The 16,894-nt window shown below is 67.5% G+C and carries 16 protein-coding genes, 1 tRNA gene and 3 pseudogenes; 15 read left to right on the top strand and 5 right to left on the bottom strand.

What is annotated here, in order from left to right; all coding sequences use genetic code 11:
• The first annotated feature begins 252 nt into the window (after positions 1–252).
• Positions 253–816, top strand: coding sequence for a dihydrofolate reductase family protein (locus ACIRQH_RS03845; protein ID WP_388879931.1), 564 nt, complete (start codon positions 253–255; stop codon positions 814–816).
• Here ACIRQH_RS03845 and ACIRQH_RS03840 read toward each other — a convergent pair.
• Positions 722–1,345 (bottom strand): Tn3 family transposase, encoded by a 624-nt coding sequence (locus ACIRQH_RS03840; RefSeq protein ID WP_404224543.1) that lies wholly within the window; start codon positions 1,343–1,345, stop codon positions 722–724. The two genes, ACIRQH_RS03845 and ACIRQH_RS03840, sit on opposite strands and share 95 nt — an antisense overlap.
• A 268-nt stretch (positions 1,346–1,613) precedes the next feature.
• Here ACIRQH_RS03840 and ACIRQH_RS03835 point away from each other — a divergent pair, with 268 nt between their 5' ends.
• Positions 1,614–2,087 (top strand): hypothetical protein, encoded by a 474-nt coding sequence (locus tag ACIRQH_RS03835; RefSeq protein ID WP_388879928.1) that lies wholly within the window; start codon positions 1,614–1,616, stop codon positions 2,085–2,087.
• A gap of 606 nt (positions 2,088–2,693) precedes the next feature.
• Positions 2,694–3,215: a hypothetical protein gene (locus ACIRQH_RS03830; protein WP_388879925.1), complete on the top strand. Its 522-nt coding sequence runs from the start codon at positions 2,694–2,696 to the stop codon at positions 3,213–3,215.
• Between the two features lie 757 nt (positions 3,216–3,972).
• On the opposite strand, the gene ACIRQH_RS03825 is transcribed toward ACIRQH_RS03830, so the two are convergent.
• Both ACIRQH_RS03825 and ACIRQH_RS03820 read right to left on the bottom strand, forming a co-directional pair.
• Positions 3,973–4,596: an NADPH-dependent F420 reductase gene (locus ACIRQH_RS03825; RefSeq protein WP_388879922.1), complete on the bottom strand. Its 624-nt coding sequence runs from the start codon at positions 4,594–4,596 to the stop codon at positions 3,973–3,975.
• A gap of 33 nt (positions 4,597–4,629) precedes the next feature.
• The gene (locus tag ACIRQH_RS03820; protein ID WP_388879919.1) at positions 4,630–5,364 is read right to left on the bottom strand and encodes an SDR family NAD(P)-dependent oxidoreductase; all 735 of its coding nucleotides are present in this window, start codon (positions 5,362–5,364) and stop codon (positions 4,630–4,632) included.
• A 144-nt stretch (positions 5,365–5,508) separates the two neighbouring features.
• On the opposite strand from ACIRQH_RS03820, the gene ACIRQH_RS03815 reads away from it, so the two are divergent.
• The 7 genes and pseudogenes from ACIRQH_RS03815 (at position 5,509) to ACIRQH_RS03785 (ending at position 9,759) form a co-directional block, all read left to right on the top strand.
• Positions 5,509–6,120, top strand: coding sequence for a TetR/AcrR family transcriptional regulator (locus tag ACIRQH_RS03815; RefSeq protein ID WP_388879917.1), 612 nt, complete (start codon positions 5,509–5,511; stop codon positions 6,118–6,120).
• Between the two features lie 201 nt (positions 6,121–6,321).
• Positions 6,322–6,639, top strand: coding sequence for a hypothetical protein (locus ACIRQH_RS03810; protein ID WP_404224060.1), 318 nt, complete (start codon positions 6,322–6,324; stop codon positions 6,637–6,639).
• A gap of 241 nt (positions 6,640–6,880) precedes the next feature.
• A complete protein-coding gene (locus ACIRQH_RS03805) occupies positions 6,881–7,162 on the top strand; it encodes an HU family DNA-binding protein (protein ID WP_388879911.1) in 282 nt (93 codons plus the stop codon).
• Positions 7,163–7,341: 179 nt separating this feature from the next.
• Positions 7,342–7,564 (top strand): annotated as a pseudogene (locus ACIRQH_RS03800) (cold shock domain-containing protein); the annotation flags it as partial.
• Positions 7,565–7,613: 49 nt separating this feature from the next.
• Positions 7,614–7,687 (top strand) — tRNA-Met (locus ACIRQH_RS03795).
• A 107-nt stretch (positions 7,688–7,794) separates the two neighbouring features.
• Positions 7,795–8,026, top strand: a pseudogene (locus ACIRQH_RS03790) (transposase); the annotation flags it as partial.
• A 179-nt stretch (positions 8,027–8,205) separates the two neighbouring features.
• Entirely contained in the window at positions 8,206–9,759 is a 1,554-nt protein-coding gene (locus ACIRQH_RS03785) for an alpha/beta hydrolase (RefSeq protein ID WP_404224058.1), read from the top strand.
• 360 nt (positions 9,760–10,119) lie between these two features.
• On the opposite strand, the gene ACIRQH_RS03780 is transcribed toward ACIRQH_RS03785, so the two are convergent.
• Entirely contained in the window at positions 10,120–10,521 is a 402-nt protein-coding gene (locus ACIRQH_RS03780; protein ID WP_358817257.1) for a DUF4913 domain-containing protein, read from the bottom strand.
• Between the two features lie 148 nt (positions 10,522–10,669).
• Between ACIRQH_RS03780 and ACIRQH_RS03775 the strand changes: the two genes are divergently transcribed.
• Both ACIRQH_RS03775 and ACIRQH_RS03770 read left to right on the top strand, forming a co-directional pair.
• Positions 10,670–12,118 carry a hypothetical protein gene (locus tag ACIRQH_RS03775; RefSeq protein ID WP_388879904.1) on the top strand — a complete coding sequence of 483 codons (1,449 nt, stop codon included), beginning with the start codon at positions 10,670–10,672 and terminating at the stop codon, positions 12,116–12,118.
• 400 nt (positions 12,119–12,518) lie between these two features.
• Positions 12,519–12,626: pseudogene (locus ACIRQH_RS03770) on the top strand (AAA family ATPase); the annotation flags it as partial.
• 35 nt (positions 12,627–12,661) lie between these two features.
• On the opposite strand, the gene ACIRQH_RS03765 reads toward ACIRQH_RS03770, so the two are convergent.
• Complete coding sequence (locus tag ACIRQH_RS03765) at positions 12,662–13,327, bottom strand: nitroreductase (protein ID WP_388879901.1); 666 nt, start codon at positions 13,325–13,327, stop codon at positions 12,662–12,664.
• A gap of 577 nt (positions 13,328–13,904) precedes the next feature.
• Here ACIRQH_RS03765 and ACIRQH_RS03760 point away from each other — a divergent pair.
• The 3 genes from ACIRQH_RS03760 to ACIRQH_RS03750 all read left to right on the top strand — a co-directional run bounded on the left by ACIRQH_RS03760 (position 13,905) and on the right by ACIRQH_RS03750 (position 16,473).
• Positions 13,905–14,393, top strand: a complete 489-nt coding sequence (locus ACIRQH_RS03760) for a GNAT family N-acetyltransferase (protein ID WP_404224055.1) — start codon at positions 13,905–13,907, stop codon at positions 14,391–14,393.
• Positions 14,394–14,428: 35 nt separating this feature from the next.
• Positions 14,429–14,887 carry a hypothetical protein gene (locus ACIRQH_RS03755; RefSeq protein ID WP_404224053.1) on the top strand — a complete coding sequence of 153 codons (459 nt, stop codon included), beginning with the start codon at positions 14,429–14,431 and terminating at the stop codon, positions 14,885–14,887.
• A 149-nt stretch (positions 14,888–15,036) separates the two neighbouring features.
• Complete coding sequence (locus ACIRQH_RS03750) at positions 15,037–16,473, top strand: serine/threonine-protein kinase (protein ID WP_404224541.1); 1,437 nt, start codon at positions 15,037–15,039, stop codon at positions 16,471–16,473.
• The last annotated feature ends 421 nt before the right edge of the window (positions 16,474–16,894 follow it).

Below are 16,894 nucleotides of genomic sequence, written 5' to 3'. Positions count from 1 at the left end.
TGGTGATCACAGGCGGCTATGCCGTTCCGGCTCACGGTCCGGTCTACCGCCCAGCCAGGACCTCGACGTAGCCACCGAAACCCCCGCCTCGATTGCCTGCGGCGGCCGGAGAACCCGCCGCAGGTCGCGATGATCACGGCAGGGGCTCCGCCGCAATAGTCCGGCTTGCCTGCGGCAGTGTGGCCTGGCCGATGATTTTTCCGCGCCGTGGTGGTCTGTACGCCGAAGACCGACTCACGGGAGGCTGACGCCATGCGGAAACTGACCTTTGCCATGAACATGAGCCTGGACGGCTACATCGCGGCGCCCGGCGACGACCTCGGCTGGAGCGTGCCGAGCGACGAGCTGTTCCAGTGGTGGTCCGACCGGGTGGACTCGACGGGTCTGGCGCTGTACGGGCGCAAGCTGTGGGAGGCGATGAGCTCCCACTGGCCGACCGCCGACAAGCAGCCAAGTGCCACACCGGCGGCGATCGAGTACGCCCGCCGCTGGCGGGACATGCCGAAGGCGGTGTTCTCCTCTACGACCAGCACGGTCGACTGGAACACCCGTCTCGTCACCGGCGACGCGGTCACCGAGATCACCAGTCTCAAGGCCGAAGACGGCGGTCCCATGGACATCGGCGGTGCCACACTCGCCGCGGCGGCCATGCGGGCCGGGCTGATCGACGAGTACGCGATCGTCACCCATCCGGTCCTGGTGGGCGGCGGCACGCCGTTCTTCACGGCTCTGGACAACTGGGTGAACCTGACCCTGGTGGAGACCCGGACGTTCCCCGACGGCATGGTCCTGACCAGGTACGAGACCAAGCGCTGAGCGCTCGATGGCCGCGCCGGTCCGCGGGCGTGAGGAGGTCCGCCCACTCCGGGTCGCCGAGGATGTCCTGGAGCAACAGGGTGTTCACGAGGACCAGGGCCGATTGCAGGATGCGCAGGCAAAGGACGAACATCTGCTGCTCGTCGCGCCGGTTCGAGGCGATCTCCCCGCCCTTGCCGTAGGCGATCACGGAGTTCGCGCCGTCGGAGGGCTCCATCACGTTCAGGCCCTCCTCGATCTCCCGCTGGAGGTCCCGAAGTCGCAGGCAGCGGGCCACGGAGATGGTCTTCTGGGCGTGGCTGACCTCCAGCATGGCCGAGCGCAGGATCGCCTCGGTGGACGCGGTGCGAGTTCGGATCGCGGTGGCGTACTCGAGCATCCGGTCGTACTGCTGGGCGATGGGTTCCCAGCGGATCGGCCAGGTCAGCGCCGGGGCGAGCTGCTGGTAGGCGTCCGGTTCGCCGGCCACGGGCCGGTGCAGCTTCACCTTGTTGATCCGACTGATGCGCGGCAGCAGGTCGAAGTTCAGCAGCTCATGATGCCGAACCCGATCTCCGACTGGCCATGATCCGGCTCACATAGTGCAGGTTGTCCTCGGTGTGGTCGTGGCCGCCGGAGGAGACGGCCTTGATCCCGGTGTATGTGCTGGATCGCCGTCTTCGGGAGTCACACATCCCTGTTGGAGATATCGGCGAGCAACTGAAGTGGTCACGTGTGCCAGTGCTCGTGCTGGCGTGGGGGGAAGGGGGGCAGGTCCGTAGAGTGGGCTGCTCGACAAGGTTGTAGGAGCAATGGCTGTGCAGATCACCGTCCAGTGGATCCGGACGACCTGGACGAAGGAATCGCGGGGCGGGGATGCTGCGGCTCGAAGGAACGCGGCCCCGGTCGGCTTCGCTCTCCCGCATGAGATAGCTCCCCTGGCGCATGTGATCCGGATGCATGAGCGCGACGGCTTCGAGCCGTATGACAACAGGGAGGTCCTGGGCAAAGTCGATGTCCAGCTCCGTGAAGCAGATGATCGACTGCGGGTATTTCCGCGAGCGCAGCCGCTGTTTGCCCTGCCGCCTCGGAAGCGGCGGCCACCGGCCGTCCGGCTCGTCCCTGGCCAATGGGTCCGTTGGCAGCTCAACTACCGCTTCAGCAGTGCACTGGGTATTCGGGGCTGGACGTACTGGCTGGACACGTTCAACATCGCATACGGCCCGGTGAATTCCGATACCTTCTTGTCCGCGCCCCCAGTGTCCATTGATGAGCGTGGACCACTCCGATAGTTCGAGTGGCCATGGTCATGCGACGGATCGCTCGGCCTGAAAGGGTCTGGGCGAGGCGGTAGACACCTCTCGATGCTAAGCGGTCAAGCTGGTGTCGTGAGAGGCCGGTGCAGCCTTCTGGCTGTTCGATTTCAGGCAGGGGGTGGGAATGCGATGGACGTAGCACGAGTCATGGAGTCGTTGGCAGAGCAGGGTGTGACGGTGTTGTTGAAGGTCGACGCCGAGCGCATGCGCGATGCGCCGACGCATTGGACCTTCGTCGCGAGCGGGGCTCCGCTTCGGGATGACCTCCTGGTCCGCACGGACGCCGTCTCTCTGGAGGCATGCCTGGAGGATCGGGAGCGGAACGGCCTCGCTCGGCTGGTGGATGGTGCGCTATAAACGGGCCGGTGACATTGATCGTTGAGCGAACCGACGCACGTAAGTGGCCCGATGAGCAGATGCACGAGCTCTTCAGCGAGGGCTTCCCGGAGTTCATCACAGCTGATCGGCTGGCCAAGCAGTACATCGGCAGGATCAGGGAGTGGTTCGCCAACCTTGATCTCACGCTGGTGGACGGGCGCGGCGTGCCTGTCGCAGCCGGTTGGGGTATACCGATTCGGTGGGATGGACGAACCGAGACACTCCCCACTTGGTTACACCCAGGCCACGATCTGCGCCGTTGAGGGCCGAGAACAAGGCGTCGACCCCGACACCCTGGTGATCTGCGGGGCAGTCGTCACCCCATCACTCAAAGGGCGCGGTCTGGCCGGGGAGACGCTCAAGGCACTGCGCCGGCTCGCCGTGGATGCAGGATGGCCACGTGTCATCGCTCCGGTACGCCCGACGCTGAAGGCCCGCTACCCTCTGACGTCTATCGAGGTGTTCATGAGGTGGACCCGCGAGGACGGTACGGCCCTGGATCCATGGGTCCGCACGCACCAGCGTCTTGGGGCACGTGTTCTCGCGGCGGCTCCCGAGTCGCAGAGCATGACCGGCACGACCGCGGAATGGGAGCGGTGGACCGGCATGGTGTTTCCCGAGACGGGGGACTACATCATCCCAGAAGGGCTGAGCTTGCTTCGGATGGACCGTTCCGCTGATCAGGGCAGCTATGTAGAGCCCAATATCTGGATGCAGCACATGTGAGCTGCCAACGTGCATGCCGATCTGTGTTTTTGGTGCGCGATGTCATTGTGGTCGATCACGGATGAGTCCAGTGTCGGTGAGACAGCCGTCCAGGACGTCGTAACGGTCCCGAAGTTGTCGTAGGCCGCGTCGGACAGCGGATGTCATGTCGTCGGGTCGGCGAGGGCCCGGTTCGTGAGAGTTGGTGCGCCGGAGGACGGATCACAGTCCCTCAACGGGGTTCAGGTCGGGTGCGTAGGGCGGCAGTTGGAAGACGGTGAGCCGTTCACGGTCGGCGATACGCGGCCGCACCGCTGCCGGGAAGCAGAGCCCGAGTCAGTGATACGTGAACGCCTCGCCGAACCTCCCCGAGCCAGCCGCGGAGCACCTGGCAGAACGGACCCCGCGTCGAAGAACAGCGCCGTTCGACCCCGCCCTGTCCAGGAACCATTCGGTGACGGTCCGGTCAGGATGCCTCTGTGCATCATGTTCTGTGCCGGTCTGCCGCCGGCGTGCACGTTCCGACCGTACTGGTCAACCGGCTGATCGCTGTCGCGGACGCCGACATCGCCGTAGACGGTTCAGACGCTGCGTATCGGGCGGATCGCAGTGAAGCGCAGGCGGTGACGCTTACCGCTCGCGTTGAGGAAAGCGCCATGTCGCCTGCGTGCGCTGGCCTGTTGACCGACGCCGACGCCGATCGCGCGCGACACAACCGGACGTCACCCTGTGAAGCCAGGCTTCATCGGCGAGTGCTCGGTGATCCGTCAACCCGTGCTCAGACGGGAAGTTCGGTGATGCTGAGGGCGAAGTCCAGGTTCCCCACCCCGTGGTTGGCGAGGCCCACCGTGACCACGCCGGCTCCTTCCAGCCAGTGCGCCATTTTCAGGCCGCCGACGTCCAGCGGGCGTAGCCCGAGGGTCTCGATGAACGCCTCCACACTGGCCTTGGCCTGTGCATTGTCGCCAGCGATGAAGACGTCCGGCCGACCCTTCTCCAGGACATGGCGGAAGATGGTGTTGAACGCCTTCACCACGCTGGCGCTGGCCGGGGCCGCCTTGGCGACTTCCTCCGCTATCGAGGTCTCCTCGCGGTGGGCCAGCCCGTCGAACGTGGAGTTGAAGGGGTTGCTGATGTCGACGATGACCTTGCCCGCGAGAGCGTCACCGTACTGGGCGACGGCCGGCACGGCACCGTCGTACAGCAGGGCCATGATGACGATGTCCCCGGCCGGGGCGGTGCCCCATTCTCCCGTCGTGGCGCCGCCGCCGAGTGCCTTGGCCAGGTCGGCGGCCTTGGACTGATCGCGGCCCATGACCTCGACGGTGTTGCCGCCCTCTACCGCCCGGGCGCCGATCGTGCGGGCCATGTTCCCGGTGCCGATGATGCTGATGTTGCTCATGAGATGTCCTGTCCTGGTTGTGTGTTGGTCGGTTCAGATGGCCGTGGTGCCGCCGTCGGCGACGAGTTCCATGCCGTTGACGTAGCTGGAGTCGTCGGAGGCGAGGAAGAGGGCGGCGGTGGCGATTTCGTCGGGTCGGCCCATCTGGCCGCGGGGGATGAGGGACTCGAACTGGCGCTTGGTGGCCTCGTCGAAGAGTTCTGCCTGCTTGGCGGTGGCGACCTGGCCGGGGGTCAGGACGTTGACTCGGATGCGGCGGTCCTTGAGCTCGTTGAGCCAGACGCGGGCCCATGCCTGCTGGACGGCCTTGCTGCCGGCGTAGACGCTCCAGCCGGGGAAGGCGCCGAGGGAGGCGTTGGAGCCGGTCATGAGGATGGAGCCGCCGTCGTTGAAGAGCGGGAGGGCCTTCTGGACGGTGAACAGGGTGCCGCGGGCGTTGAGCCAGAACGCGTCGTGGAAGTGGGCTTCGGTGATCTCGCCGAGCAGGGCGGGCTCGCCCATGCCGGCGCTGGCCCACAGCACGTCGAGGCTTCCCTTCTCCCGCTTGACGGTGTCGTACAGGCGGTCGAGGTCGTCCAGGTCGGCGGCGTCGCCCTGGACGCCGGTGACGTTGCGGCCGATCTGCTTCACGGCTTCGTCCAGGGCGTCCTGGCGGCGGCCGGTGATGAAGACGTGCGCTCCCTCGTCGACGAACAGCTTCGCGCCGGCCAGCGCCATGCCGGTGGTGCCGCCGGTGATGACCGCTACCTTGCCGTCGAGCTTTCCCATGGTCGCTCCCTTGGGTCCGTGGTGCCGTGTGCACCTGGGGTGGCGACGTTATGTACACCGCCCTGTGTGCTTACGGTACGGGGCGGGTGGCCAGGGTGCAAGTTATGTACACCGGTCGTTACCCGTCTGGGGTAGCATGGACCCATGACGGAGTTGGAGAAGGGCCCCAAGGGCAGCCGCCGCGGCCGGGGCGCCCGCGAGCGCATCCTCGGCGCGTCCCAGCAACTGTTCCGCGAGCAGGGCATCAACCGCACCGGCATGAACGAGCTTTGCGCGGCGGCCCAGGTGTCCAAGCGAACGGCCTACCAGCACTTCACCGGCAAGGACGAACTCGTCGCCGAGTACCTGCGCCGGTTCGACCCCTCCGTTCTGTCCGGCGTGTTCGACCGCACGGACCTCACGCCCCGTGAACGGCTCCTCGCAGCCTTCGACGTCCCCCCCACCACGCCTCTGTGCCCGTACATCGCAGCCGCCGTCGAACTCCACGACCCCGAGCACCCCGCATCCCAGTACGCAGGCGACTACAAGAAGGCCGTCGCCGCGCGGCTCGCCGACACCGCCCGCGAAGCCGGCGCCACCGACCCTGAGCAGCTCGGCGAGCAGCTCGCGCTGCTCATCGACGGCGCCGCGGCCCGCACCCGGGTCCTCAACGCCGACGCCTTCCCCACCGCCGCGGCCATCGCCGCCGTCCTCATCGACAACGCCATCCCCGCCGCAGTCAGCAATGACCGGGTACGGGAGGAAGCGTCGAGTTGACCCGGCGCTCCGCGGCCGGGTAGCCCGCCCTCGTCCCGCCGAGTGGTGCAGTCGTACGGGTCACTCGTGCCCAGGGTTTTCGGCCGGCGTGGCCACGGTTGCCGACTGTGCAATGACGACGTCATCTGCGCAGGTCACGGCCATACATCGGTTCGGAGAGCAGTGCTTCTGTCGAAGACCGGCAGCGTTTATTCTCCGCGTATGCCCCCAACCGCCGCGCAGCGTCTGCTGCGTGACGACCCGCGCACAGCCGAGGCGGCCGCCCGCCAGATCGTCCCCCTTCCCCTGAGCAAGGCGCGCGCCCTGCTCCGGACGCTCCGGCCCGGGGAGCGGGTGCTCGCCCTCTACCACCGACTCGGGTACGCGGTACTCACCGAAAACGCGCTGATTCTCCTGAACGGGGACGCGCCCGTGCGGGTCGCGAGGCCGCTGGTGATCCTGCGCCCCGCGTACGGCGCCGCCTCCCGCGTGGACGTGTCCGTGAACGGGCGACTGATCACCCCGGGTGGGGGTCGGTGACCGACGCGTCAGGAGAGTTGCTGCGAGCCAGGAGACTCGTGCGGGCCCAATAGACGGAGCTCTCCGACGGCGGCCGCCGAGTGCTCCGGAGTTTCGGTGTCCGCCTCACCCCTTGCTCTCGTCCAGAAGCCAGCGGGAGATCGCCCTCTTGCCCGGGTTGTCAGTGGCCGGTGGCAGGATGGTCGACTTGTCCTGCCTGTTTGGTGCAGGCGGGCCGATTCACGGATTCGGAGATCGCCGTATGAACCGTAGTGACCTGGTAGTAGCGCTGGCCGAGCGGGCCGGGGTGGACCGTAAGGATGCCGACGCCGTCCTGACCGCCCTCGCCGAGACGGTCGGTGATGTCGTTGCCAAGGGCGACGAGAAGGTGACCATCCCGGGCTTTCTCGGCTTCGAGCGCACCCACCGCAGCGCGCGTACCGCCCGTAATCCCCAGACCGGTGAGCCGCTCGAGATCCCTGCCGGCTACAGCGTCAAGGTCTCGGCCGGCTCCAAGCTCAAGGAAGCGGCCAAGGGCAAGTAGCCGGCCTCTGGCCCGCAGTGGGCGCCGCACGGCAGCAGCCGAGCTTTGCCGTCCCGCAGCGGCGACGCAGGCACCACAGCCGACTGCGAGCGGCGCAGAAGCTGGATCGCCGGACGCCGAAGGGGCCCCGGGCGCCCTCCAGTTGGGGACGGCCTCGCACAAGCAAGGAACGGGGATTCCTGGCAGGGTCGAAGGGCAGGAGCAGGGCCAACGGCAGCGTGAAGTGGTTCAACGCCGAACAGGCTTCGGCGGGATCATGCGGGACGGCGGCGGATCCGACGTCCTCGCCCGATAGTCCAACGTCTCCGGCAACGGCTTTTGCGAGCTGGTTGAGGGAGAGCGCGTCACGTTCGATGGGACGCCCGCCAGGAGGGGCCCAAGGCCGAGAACATCATCCGCGGCCAAACGAGTCGCTCCCCGCACGGGCTGGTGTGTAGAGTGGCATCACCGACGCGGGGTGGAGCAGCTCGGTAGCTCGCTGGGCTCATAACCCAGAGGTCGCAGGTTCAAATCCTGTCCCCGCTACGAGATGAGAGGGCCCGGCAATCCGCCGGGCCCTTTCGCCTTTTCTGGCTGCGGGGCGCAGTGACGGATGCCGCGGCCTGGCACAGCAGCACCGGCTGAGCCTGCGGCGTCCGGCACCCGGCGACGACACTGTCACCGCCCGGCAACTGCGTGACGTGGTCGAACGACTCATCGCGTGGCGGCAGTTGCGCCCGGAAGACCCGGACAGTCTCATCGTTGCGGATACCGGCTACGAGGCACCGCGTCTGGCGTTCCTGCTGAGTGATCTGCCCGTTCAAGTCCCTGGCCCGGATGCGGTCCGCCTGTGTCCTGCGCAGGCCTGCCCCGTCTTGGCGTCCCCGTCGGTCACCGGCTGACCGGCCGTCACTAGCCAGCCGCCGCGCACACCGCACGCCAGGCGTCCGGCCGTCCTGTCGGAGGCGGCTTGTATCCTGCATGCATTCGAGGATCGGACGGCCACGGATACGGGCATGCGGGCACGGGGGCGGGCGTCCAGGGGCGGGAGCGCGGGGATTTCGATGAGTGACGCACATCCGATACGAAGCCGCAGACCGGGCCTCTCGGTCGGCGCGCGCATCATCGCCGTGGTCGTCCTCGCCGTGATCGGGGCCGTCGGCGCCTGGCTCCAGCACGCCGCTCCCGGCCGGAGTGTGGAACCGCGTGCGGAGTTCACCGCGAACAACCCTCCCGCCGGTCTGCCCACCGCACTCACCACCGGCCAGCACCTCCACTGGTCCAGCTGCACCTCGCCGCCCACCGCGCGCACGGGCTACGACTGCGCCACCATGAAGGCCCCCCTCGACTACCGGAAACCGGACGGCAGGACGATCGACGTCGCTCTGATCCGCCGCAAGGCCACCGGCCCGAACGCCCGGCGCATCGGCTCGCTCGTCCTCAACTTCGGTGGCCCCGGCGTGTCCGGCGTGAGCGGACTGCCCGAACGCCTCAACCAGTACGAACCGCTCCTCGACCGCTACGACCTGGTCTCCTTCGACCCCCGGGGTGTCGGCGCGACCATCCCCGTGCGATGTGGGAAGACCGCGGACGACACCGGCTACGACGGGGCCGACGCCTGCGCCAAGCACTCCGGGGCGCTCCTCCCGTACATCGGCACCTCGCACACCGCGCGTGACGTCGACCTGATGCGCTACCTCCTCGGCGACGAGCGGCTGCACTACTTCGGCGTCTCGTACGGAACGGCGCTCGGCGCGGTCTACGCCCACCTGTACCCCTCGCACGTCGGACGGGTCGTCCTCGAAGCGTCCGTCGATCCGACCCAGGACCTCGACGAGGATCAGGTGTCCCAGGTCAAGGCGGTTCAGGCGGCGTTCGACCGGTTCGCCGCGCACTGTGCGGCCCGTGTCCGCCACTGCCCGACCGGCGATGGGCCCGAGGAGGCCGCGCGGCGCATGGCGCGTCTGGCCGACCGCCTGGAGAAGAAGCCCGCCCCGGCCGGCGCCGGAAGAAGTCTCGACGCCGACGACCTCGCGAACGCCGTCGGCGACCATCTCGTCCACGGCGCGGACGGCTGGGCGCCGCTCGCCAAGGCCCTCACCGCGCTGATCGACCACAACGACGGCCGTCCGCTGAGCAAGGGCGCGGACGACATCGGCTCCGCCGACCGCGCGGCGGCCCCGCGCGACAACAGCCGCGCCGCCCAGACCGCGATAACCTGCGCGGACTCCAGCCTGCGCCCCGGCTTCGAACGCCTCGACCGGGACGCGGCCCGCGTCAAAGCCGCCTCACCCGTCTTCGGCGCGGCCTGGTCCATCGGCGTCTACCTCTGCTACGACTGGCCGTTCGACGGTGAGCGCGCCACGCTCCAGGTGTACGCAGACGGCGCGGCCCCCGTCCTGGTGGTCGGCGGCACCGGCGACCCGACCACCCCCTACCCCGGCGCCCGCCACATGGCCCGCGCCCTGGGCGACGGCGTCGGCGTCCTGCTGACGGCCGAGGAGGAGGGCCACGGTACATACCCCCAGAACCGCTGCGTCAGGGAGACGGTCGACCACTACCTCCGCACGGGCCGTACCCCGGCCCCGGGGAAGGTGTGCCCGGGCAGCATGTCCTGAGGCTCGTAGGGATCCGCCGGGCGGTCGTCAGGATTCGGGTCCGCTCGCATGGCCCCGGGGCGTACGGCACCACATCGCCCGGACCGAGGGGGCGGTGCGCCACTCCAGCGGCGCGGCGCGGATCGCATCCACGAGCCGGGTGCGCTACCTGGCCGAGACGTCCGAGAACGTCCGCCGCTACCACGCGCAGACGGCGGGTGGGGCGAGTAGACCCGGCACCTCCAGCGACTGGACGCCGTACGTGCACAGTTGGGTGCGGGGCCGGTCGCTCGGTCACGGACGCCAGGTTCGGAGGGAGAGGCGGCCAGGCGGGCCCGTGCCCGTTCGGGCGCCCCCTCCTGATCCTGGGAGAAGCACCGTTCAGCTCGGGAACGGGTCCATCTCGGGTGTCTGCTTGGCGCGGTGCCGGCCCGGCTTGCAGCCCGAGAAGGGGCCCGAAGGATCCCGCAGCGAGGCCACGATGTGGGTGAGATGGTCACGATGCCAGGTGGACGGCCCCGTAGCGCCGGACTCGGGGCCCGTCAGCTCCTGCCAGGCCATCCACAAGCCGTAGAACTGGGCGATCGCTTCTGGGTGCTTCCACCAGCTGGAGCACCATGCCGCGCCTGACGTGACTTCCCTGCCGTACACGGGGAGCAGGAGGTGTCGTACCCACAGCGTCAGCCGGTGCAGTCCTTCGTCGTACTCGGAGCCGTCCATGTAAAGGATGAAGGCTGGCTTTTGCTCCTGATCCTCCGCCGACTTCGGCTCGAGGGTCGTCATTTCCGTACTCCGTCTGGTCGGTGATCATTCGTCACGCATACGACGGATCATCGGCGTTGTCGGTTCAACGTGCTGAACCCTTCAGGTGGTCGGTCCGTTGTTGGTGACAGCCGATGGCACGGGGTCATCGGCGCAGGGAGGAAGTCACATGCCCGACCGTGATCCGGCCAAGGAGCCGGAGAGGCTCCAGATGATCTGGTTCGGAGAAGAACTGAGCGACAACGCCAAGGCAGGGTTGAAGACGCTTAGCGAGCGTTACCCGAACTCGGAAAAGCAGCTGGTGGTTCTGCCTCGCCGTCGTCCGGGGGAGACCGGGCAGAGGCGCATGGAAGAGCTGATGGAGGGGTACCGAGCCGAGGCGCAGCAGCACGGCGTCAACGTTCGCCACATCCGCGAGGACACGCGACAGCTCGCCGCCGTCCTCGAGCCGAAGTACAACCACCAGACCGTTGATGACATCTTCAGGATGGAGATGAGCAACTCCGGATACATCGCGGCGAAGGACCTGTCGACATATCTCCTCCGTGCGAACGAGACCGGTCTCAGCGTGGACCTGTCACACCACCACATGTCGCGCGCGGAGTGGGATGCCGTCCAGAACGACACTCACTTCACGGCGCAGGCCGTGGCACCCTTCGACTTCTCGACCGCGGAGCTCAAGGTCGTCGACCTCTCGCACGGTCAGGACGCCAATATGCGTCACGTCCTGAATTCCAGCTTTCAGGCGATGACCGAACAGCACAGTGACGCGGACATCGAGCCGCAGATGATGCCGCACCTCGACACCTTCGCCATCTACACGAGGGAAGGCACCCGCGGGCAGGAGGCGGCCAAGATGGCCGCAACGATGCATATCGGCTATCTCGCCACGATGACTCGTGACGAGGCCATGCGGGGCAACGTGACCTTCAACCCGAAGGACACGGACAAGCGTTTCAAGCCCGATACCGTCAATCTCGCCGCCGACAACGACCTGGGTGCCAAGTACAACACCCAGGACGGCAGGCGCGCGGACATCATCGGCCGCATGAACATCAGCGCCCTCGCCGATGGGATCCATGCCACGTTCGGCACCCCCACCACCCCACCGGGCGCTACGCATACGGACATGCCGATGCTGCAGGTCGATCCGACGACCTGGAACGACATTACGATGCGTGCGTTCCAGGTCGACAACGTCCGGGTTCTGCCGCAGCTGAGCCTCGGCAAGGACAACCAGGGGGCTTGGCGTACCGACCCGACCCAGGACCCGGCCGACCTGACGAACCTCAGAGGCGAGAAGATCACCCTCGTCCAAGCCAGCAACATCGGCGTCAGCAAGGCAGCCGAGCTGGGTATGGACGGTCTGAACAGGCCCGCCCACCTCCCCTACACGGTCGAGCGTTCGACCTCCGCCGGCAACTCGCCCCGCAGGACGCCGAGTCCGGCGTCCTCATCGGACGAGAGCATGGGGCGGATCACCAGCCAGGTGGCCAATTTGCAGATGCCCCGGACCCCGTCCCCCGAGGGCCCTGGTCTTACCGACTCGGCCGCCTCGACCGCCGTGGCAAGGCCCAAGCCGGTCCGGTCCGCGACAACCAACGTGTCCGGGCGCTAGGGGAGCCTGCTCGCGGGTGGACAACGGAGCGAAGGCGTCTCTCGGGCGGAAGCCGAGTCGGAGCGTCTCTCAGTCCCTCGACGCGCTGATTCGCGTCGAGGGACTTGGCGTGCGTCGGTCACGTCGGAGCCGGTCGTCTTCCCCTCACTCAGGCGGGGAGTGCGACGGTCTTCGATGATCGCGCTGGGTCGGGGTCTCTGTGCTGATGACGCCAGGGAGTGAGCTCCCTCCTGCCTCGCCTGGCGCTCCGAGCCGTTCAGGTCGTCGTCGACCGGGAGGCCTGAGTCGAGGAGAGAGCCTGCAATGGTGCCCGAGGTTCGAGGGGAGTGCCGATATGACGCTGATTTCGGACGCTCGGAGCGGGGCCACTGTGTCTCGCCGCGTTCATGGATTAGGCAATGCCATCGTCGACCGTCTCAGCTTCGGCGGGAACATCATCGAGACCGGCACCGACTCCTTCCGTCTCGCCCAAACCCGAGCCCGCGATGAGCGGAGTGACACGGGCTGACGACCCGTCTGTTGTGAGGACCATCGGTCAGCGGGTCACGCTCCGATGAAGCTCACTGTTTCTGCCATGTCCGCCCGCCCGGTACGCAGCCGTGGCACGCCTTCCTTCTCGAATCCCACCGCGACACCGCAGAACAGTGCGAGCTTGTCGTCGGCTCCGACTATCTGGCTGACGGTCTCGCGAAACATCGTCCACATCACCTGGGGGCAGCTGTGCAGCCCTTCCGCCCTCAGTAACAGCATGACCGTCTGCAAGTACATCCCGGCGTCTCCCCACTGTCCGGGCCCCATCGTCTGGTCGAGGTAGCAGAACAGTACGACCGGCGCCCCGAACGCCTCCGAGTTCAAGGCGGCAATCTTCGTGGGCCTGTCGGGGTCGTCGCGCTTGATTCCCAGCGCTTTGTATCGCTGGGCGGCCGCGGCGGAAAAGCGGTCCAGATACAGCGAGGTCAGTTCGGCCGGGTACATCGGGTACTCCCGCTCATCACCCGGGTCTCCCGCCAGTGCCCTGGCCGTCGCGCGTCTCTTCAGTTCGGCCAAGGGCTCGCCGGTCACGACATACACATGCCACGGTTGGAGGTTCCCGCTCGACGGAGCCCGCGTCGCTGCGGCGAGCACTCGTGCGAGTACCTCTTTGGGTACCGGCTCATCGCTGAACGCCCGCACAGCCCTGCGGCTGTCCACGGCTTCATACACATCCACGTCTCTTCGTCCTCTCACTCCATGGCGGGCAGCGAAGACACGAGGGTGATCATCGCACCAGGCGAGCAGACCGGTCGGCGCATTGGTGCTGCCAAAACTGGCCGACATTCCTCCGCCAACCGATCACGAAGTGCTGTCGAAGTCACCTTCATGCTCGGTCGGCTCTCAGCGACAAAGCCACCCGGCCCTTTCGCGGAAACGGTGCTCATGAGCTGAGACAGAGGGATGAAGACGCTGGTTGCTTCGAGGTTCCCTGGGATCGGGCCGGCGGGATCGCGGGCGTCCGCGAGGTGTAGAGGCCTACCTCGGCGTGCTGCTCGCCGCCGGTTACGAGCTGCGGGTTCGCGAGCCAGGGCATCGGCTCGCGCGCACCCCGACTCGTGACGTACACCTGCATCAACGAGGGGACGCAACTATGCACGAGTATCTCTTCTCCGTGACCACTTGCGGGCACCGAACCGGTGCAGATGCTCGCGCCCGGTACGAGGGCGTCAAACTCCCGGGGGCCTTCAGGAACGCCTGCCCGAGCAGTCGCCCCCTCGCACGAACCTATGGCCCGGTGCGAAATACTCTCCTGATGAGGTCACGTACTTTCCCGATGAGCCAGCCGATCACCATTCGGAGGGCCGTCGCGCGGGATGCCAAGCGGCTCACGCGGCTCGTGCGTGGCTCAGGCGCCTACCGGGGAAGGTACGCAGCCGCTACTGCGGGCTACCGGGTCGGTCCTGATTACATCGAGGCCCACCGTGTCTTTGTGGCCGTTGACGTCGACGAGCAGGGAGGCCGGGTCCTCGGGTTCTACTCTCTCGTCCTCGCGCCGCCGGAACTGGACCTGCTGTTCGTCGCCGACGACGCGCAAGGGCGGGGTATTGGAAGGCTGCTCATCGCGCACATGCGGTCTGAGGCCCGTGCCGCTGGGCTCGACCGTGTCCTGGTTGTTTCGCATCCTCCCGCCGAGGGCTTCTACCACCGCGTTGGTGCAGTGCGCACCGGGACCGCGCTCGCGAACCCGCCAGCCGTGCAGTGGGACCGTCCCCAATTCGAGTTTCGCATTTCTCCGGAATGACGCGGTCTACTTGCGTGGCACCGGCTCCGCCTGCAATGAGCAGCCGTGACCTGACAGTCACCAACCGTGGAGACACCCTCGATCTGCTGAAGCTCTTCGTGCCGGCCGTCCTGGACGCGGGCGGGCATGATGCCCCAGTGCTGGATGTGAGGATCGCGGGCGCGCTTCACCCACCTGGAGACCGAGCCAAGCACCCGTCCACCCTGAAAGCGGAGATCCACTTCCAGCGGCTGCCGGTGTCACCGGTGTGCGAGGCCGCGCATCCCACGCTGTGCCGGACCTGGAGCTTGCGCAGCGACCGTTCTACTACGCCTCGGGCCGCGACTCCCCGCAGATATGGGTGGCCGAAGTTCATGGGCCACGACATCGAGATCGAGGAGCTCGATGATCGGTCGGCCGAAGACTTCGAGACGCCGAAGGGCGGCGCCGGTGGGACTACCCCCGTGCAGCCGGTCCGTCCGGTAGAGATGCACTGGCCGCCGCACGGTGTGTAGATGGGGACCTTTCGCGGTGAGCGGATGACGGGCGGACCGTGTCCGGTCACGCCCCGTCCTTCTGCACGGGACTGACGGGTACTCCCGCTTCTGGGGGGTACTTGCCCGCGGTGGCGCGTCGGACAGGGCTCGCCGGGGTTGTGTCCGCGATGCAGTGGGAGAGGGAAATGGGCCTTCGTGACTCGGCTCGGGCCGTGGCGTCCCGGTGCTCGGCTGACGTACTCAGCGGCCGTTACCGTCTGGACGGTCTCCTCGGGTCGGGTGGCGCCGCGGACGTCTACCGAGGCTTCGATCTGCGGCTGAAGCGGTCTGTGGCGATCAAGGTCTTCCGGCCCGACACCGGCTTCGACGGCGGGGCGAGCTCCCACGGGGAGGGTGTCGTCCTGGCGCGACTGCACCACCCGGGCCTTGTCACCGCCTACGACGCCGGACAGCACCAAGATCGCGCCTTCCTGGTCATGCAGCTGATCGAGGGCACCACGCTGAAACACCGGATCGCCAGGGGCCCCCTGTCTTTCACGGAGGCTGCCGTCCTGGGTGCAGACCTGGCACATGCGCTGACACACGCACACGAAGCGAACATCGTCCACCGGGACGTCAAACCGTCCAACATCCTCCTCGATGCGAATCAGCGGCCCTACCTGACCGACTTCGGCATCTCCCGGCTGCTCGACACCACCACGCGAACCGCCACCGGTACGCTCATCGGCACCGCCGCCTACCTTTCCCCCGAGCAAGTCCTCGGACAGCCCGTGGGCCGGCCCGCTGACGTCTACGCCCTGGGCCTGGTACTCCTCGAATGCCTCACCGGTCGGCTCGAGTACGACGGCCTTCCCTTGGAAGCTGCGATCGCCCGGCTGCACCGTAAGCCAATCGTGCCCGAGGGCCTGCCCCCGCAGCTGGCCGATGTGTTGCGGGCCATGACAGCCCTGGACGAGAACGAGCGGCCCACAGCCCCCGACTGCGCCTGCGCATTGGCGAAGACCATCGAAGAGGCTCGAACTGCCGCCAGCCCTTCCCTCCACGCCCTGAGTACCGGGCTGGAGCTTGAACTCTCTGCGAGAGCGGATGAGAGCACGCACCGCACCCCGCTTCAGGGCAAGGAGCGGACGCCCGCCCGCACCACGGCTGCGCGCGCGACGTCCGCGCGGCGCCGCCCGATGGCCGTCGGCGTCGGCATCACCCTCTTCGCGATCACGGCCACCACCCTCGCGATCTCCGGCAACTCCGCAACCCAGCGCAACGATCCGAGCGGTGCCCCGACCACCAGCGTCCCCGACGCAGCGCACAAGAGGGAGGAGACAGGTGCGGCGGAGAAAAGCCCTGTTGGCCGCAACGACGAGGGTCAGCGCAGTGATGTCGCCCCCGGTCGAAGCGACCATGCTGCCCCTCGTGGGCCGGCCCAGGCGTCAGACAGTGAGACAGAAGAGGTGACGTCGGCGCGCACAACGCCAGGCCCTGCGGGGCCGCCTGGCACAGCAGCCCACGACGATGAAAAGGCCGCGGCGTCTCCCCTTCCGCCTGGTCAGGCAAAGAAGGCGGTGAAGACAGCGAGGGACAAGAAGGATGTCAAGGCGGGGAAGTGACATGGAGTCCGTGCTGGCGTGCGCTATAGGCGCTGAGAGTCACGTAAACCCGCAAGGCGCGAGTCCCGGCAGTACGTGGAGCCCCCGCGGTGCAGCGGCAGGCCTTCGCTGCCCCCGCACTCACTTCTCAGCCCTGGCTGGTCCGCACACACCGCACCCGGCCCTTCCGCTGCAGCGGCACCGCCCCGGAACCCCGGTTCGGACCGCCCTCTTCCAGGTCATCGAGTTCGCACGCCGCCGTTCGCTCAGCCTCCCGCGCCTACAGGGGAGGCCTGTTGTTGAAGGTGAGCGCGCAGCAGGGCACTTGAGATGGCGCCGCCCGCGCTGAGCGTGTGCGGCGGTGTCGGCGATGCGCAACAGGAAGCCGGCGACATCGCGGGCACCGGCGAACCAGCCGTCCTCGAACCGCTCTTCGGACCCA

Source organism: Streptomyces sp. NPDC102279, from assembly GCF_044766365.1.
Taxonomy (GTDB): Bacteria; Actinomycetota; Actinomycetes; order Streptomycetales; family Streptomycetaceae; genus Streptomyces.
This window is presented reverse-complemented; position numbering and strand designations above follow the sequence as displayed.

What these genes read in the sequence shown, in the direction of transcription:
- ACIRQH_RS03750 (WP_404224541.1), top strand. Translation starts at nt 15,037, where the DNA reads ATGCAGTGGGAGAGGGAAATGGGCCTTCGTGACTCGGCTCGGGCCGTG.
- ACIRQH_RS03755 (WP_404224053.1), top strand. Translation starts at nt 14,429, where the DNA reads ATGAGCAGCCGTGACCTGACAGTCACCAACCGTGGAGACACCCTCGAT.
- ACIRQH_RS03805 (WP_388879911.1), top strand. Translation starts at nt 6,881, where the DNA reads ATGAACCGTAGTGACCTGGTAGTAGCGCTGGCCGAGCGGGCCGGGGTG.
- ACIRQH_RS03760 (WP_404224055.1), top strand. Translation starts at nt 13,905, where the DNA reads ATGAGGTCACGTACTTTCCCGATGAGCCAGCCGATCACCATTCGGAGG.
- ACIRQH_RS03785 (WP_404224058.1), top strand. Translation starts at nt 8,206, where the DNA reads ATGAGTGACGCACATCCGATACGAAGCCGCAGACCGGGCCTCTCGGTC.
- ACIRQH_RS03780 (WP_358817257.1), bottom strand. Translation starts at nt 10,521, where the DNA reads ATGACGACCCTCGAGCCGAAGTCGGCGGAGGATCAGGAGCAAAAGCCA.
- ACIRQH_RS03810 (WP_404224060.1), top strand. Translation starts at nt 6,322, where the DNA reads ATGCCCCCAACCGCCGCGCAGCGTCTGCTGCGTGACGACCCGCGCACA.
- ACIRQH_RS03845 (WP_388879931.1), top strand. Translation starts at nt 253, where the DNA reads ATGCGGAAACTGACCTTTGCCATGAACATGAGCCTGGACGGCTACATC.
- ACIRQH_RS03830 (WP_388879925.1), top strand. Translation starts at nt 2,694, where the DNA reads ATGGACGAACCGAGACACTCCCCACTTGGTTACACCCAGGCCACGATC.
- ACIRQH_RS03825 (WP_388879922.1), bottom strand. Translation starts at nt 4,596, where the DNA reads ATGAGCAACATCAGCATCATCGGCACCGGGAACATGGCCCGCACGATC.
- ACIRQH_RS03815 (WP_388879917.1), top strand. Translation starts at nt 5,509, where the DNA reads ATGACGGAGTTGGAGAAGGGCCCCAAGGGCAGCCGCCGCGGCCGGGGC.
- ACIRQH_RS03775 (WP_388879904.1), top strand. Translation starts at nt 10,670, where the DNA reads ATGCCCGACCGTGATCCGGCCAAGGAGCCGGAGAGGCTCCAGATGATC.
- ACIRQH_RS03820 (WP_388879919.1), bottom strand. Translation starts at nt 5,364, where the DNA reads ATGGGAAAGCTCGACGGCAAGGTAGCGGTCATCACCGGCGGCACCACC.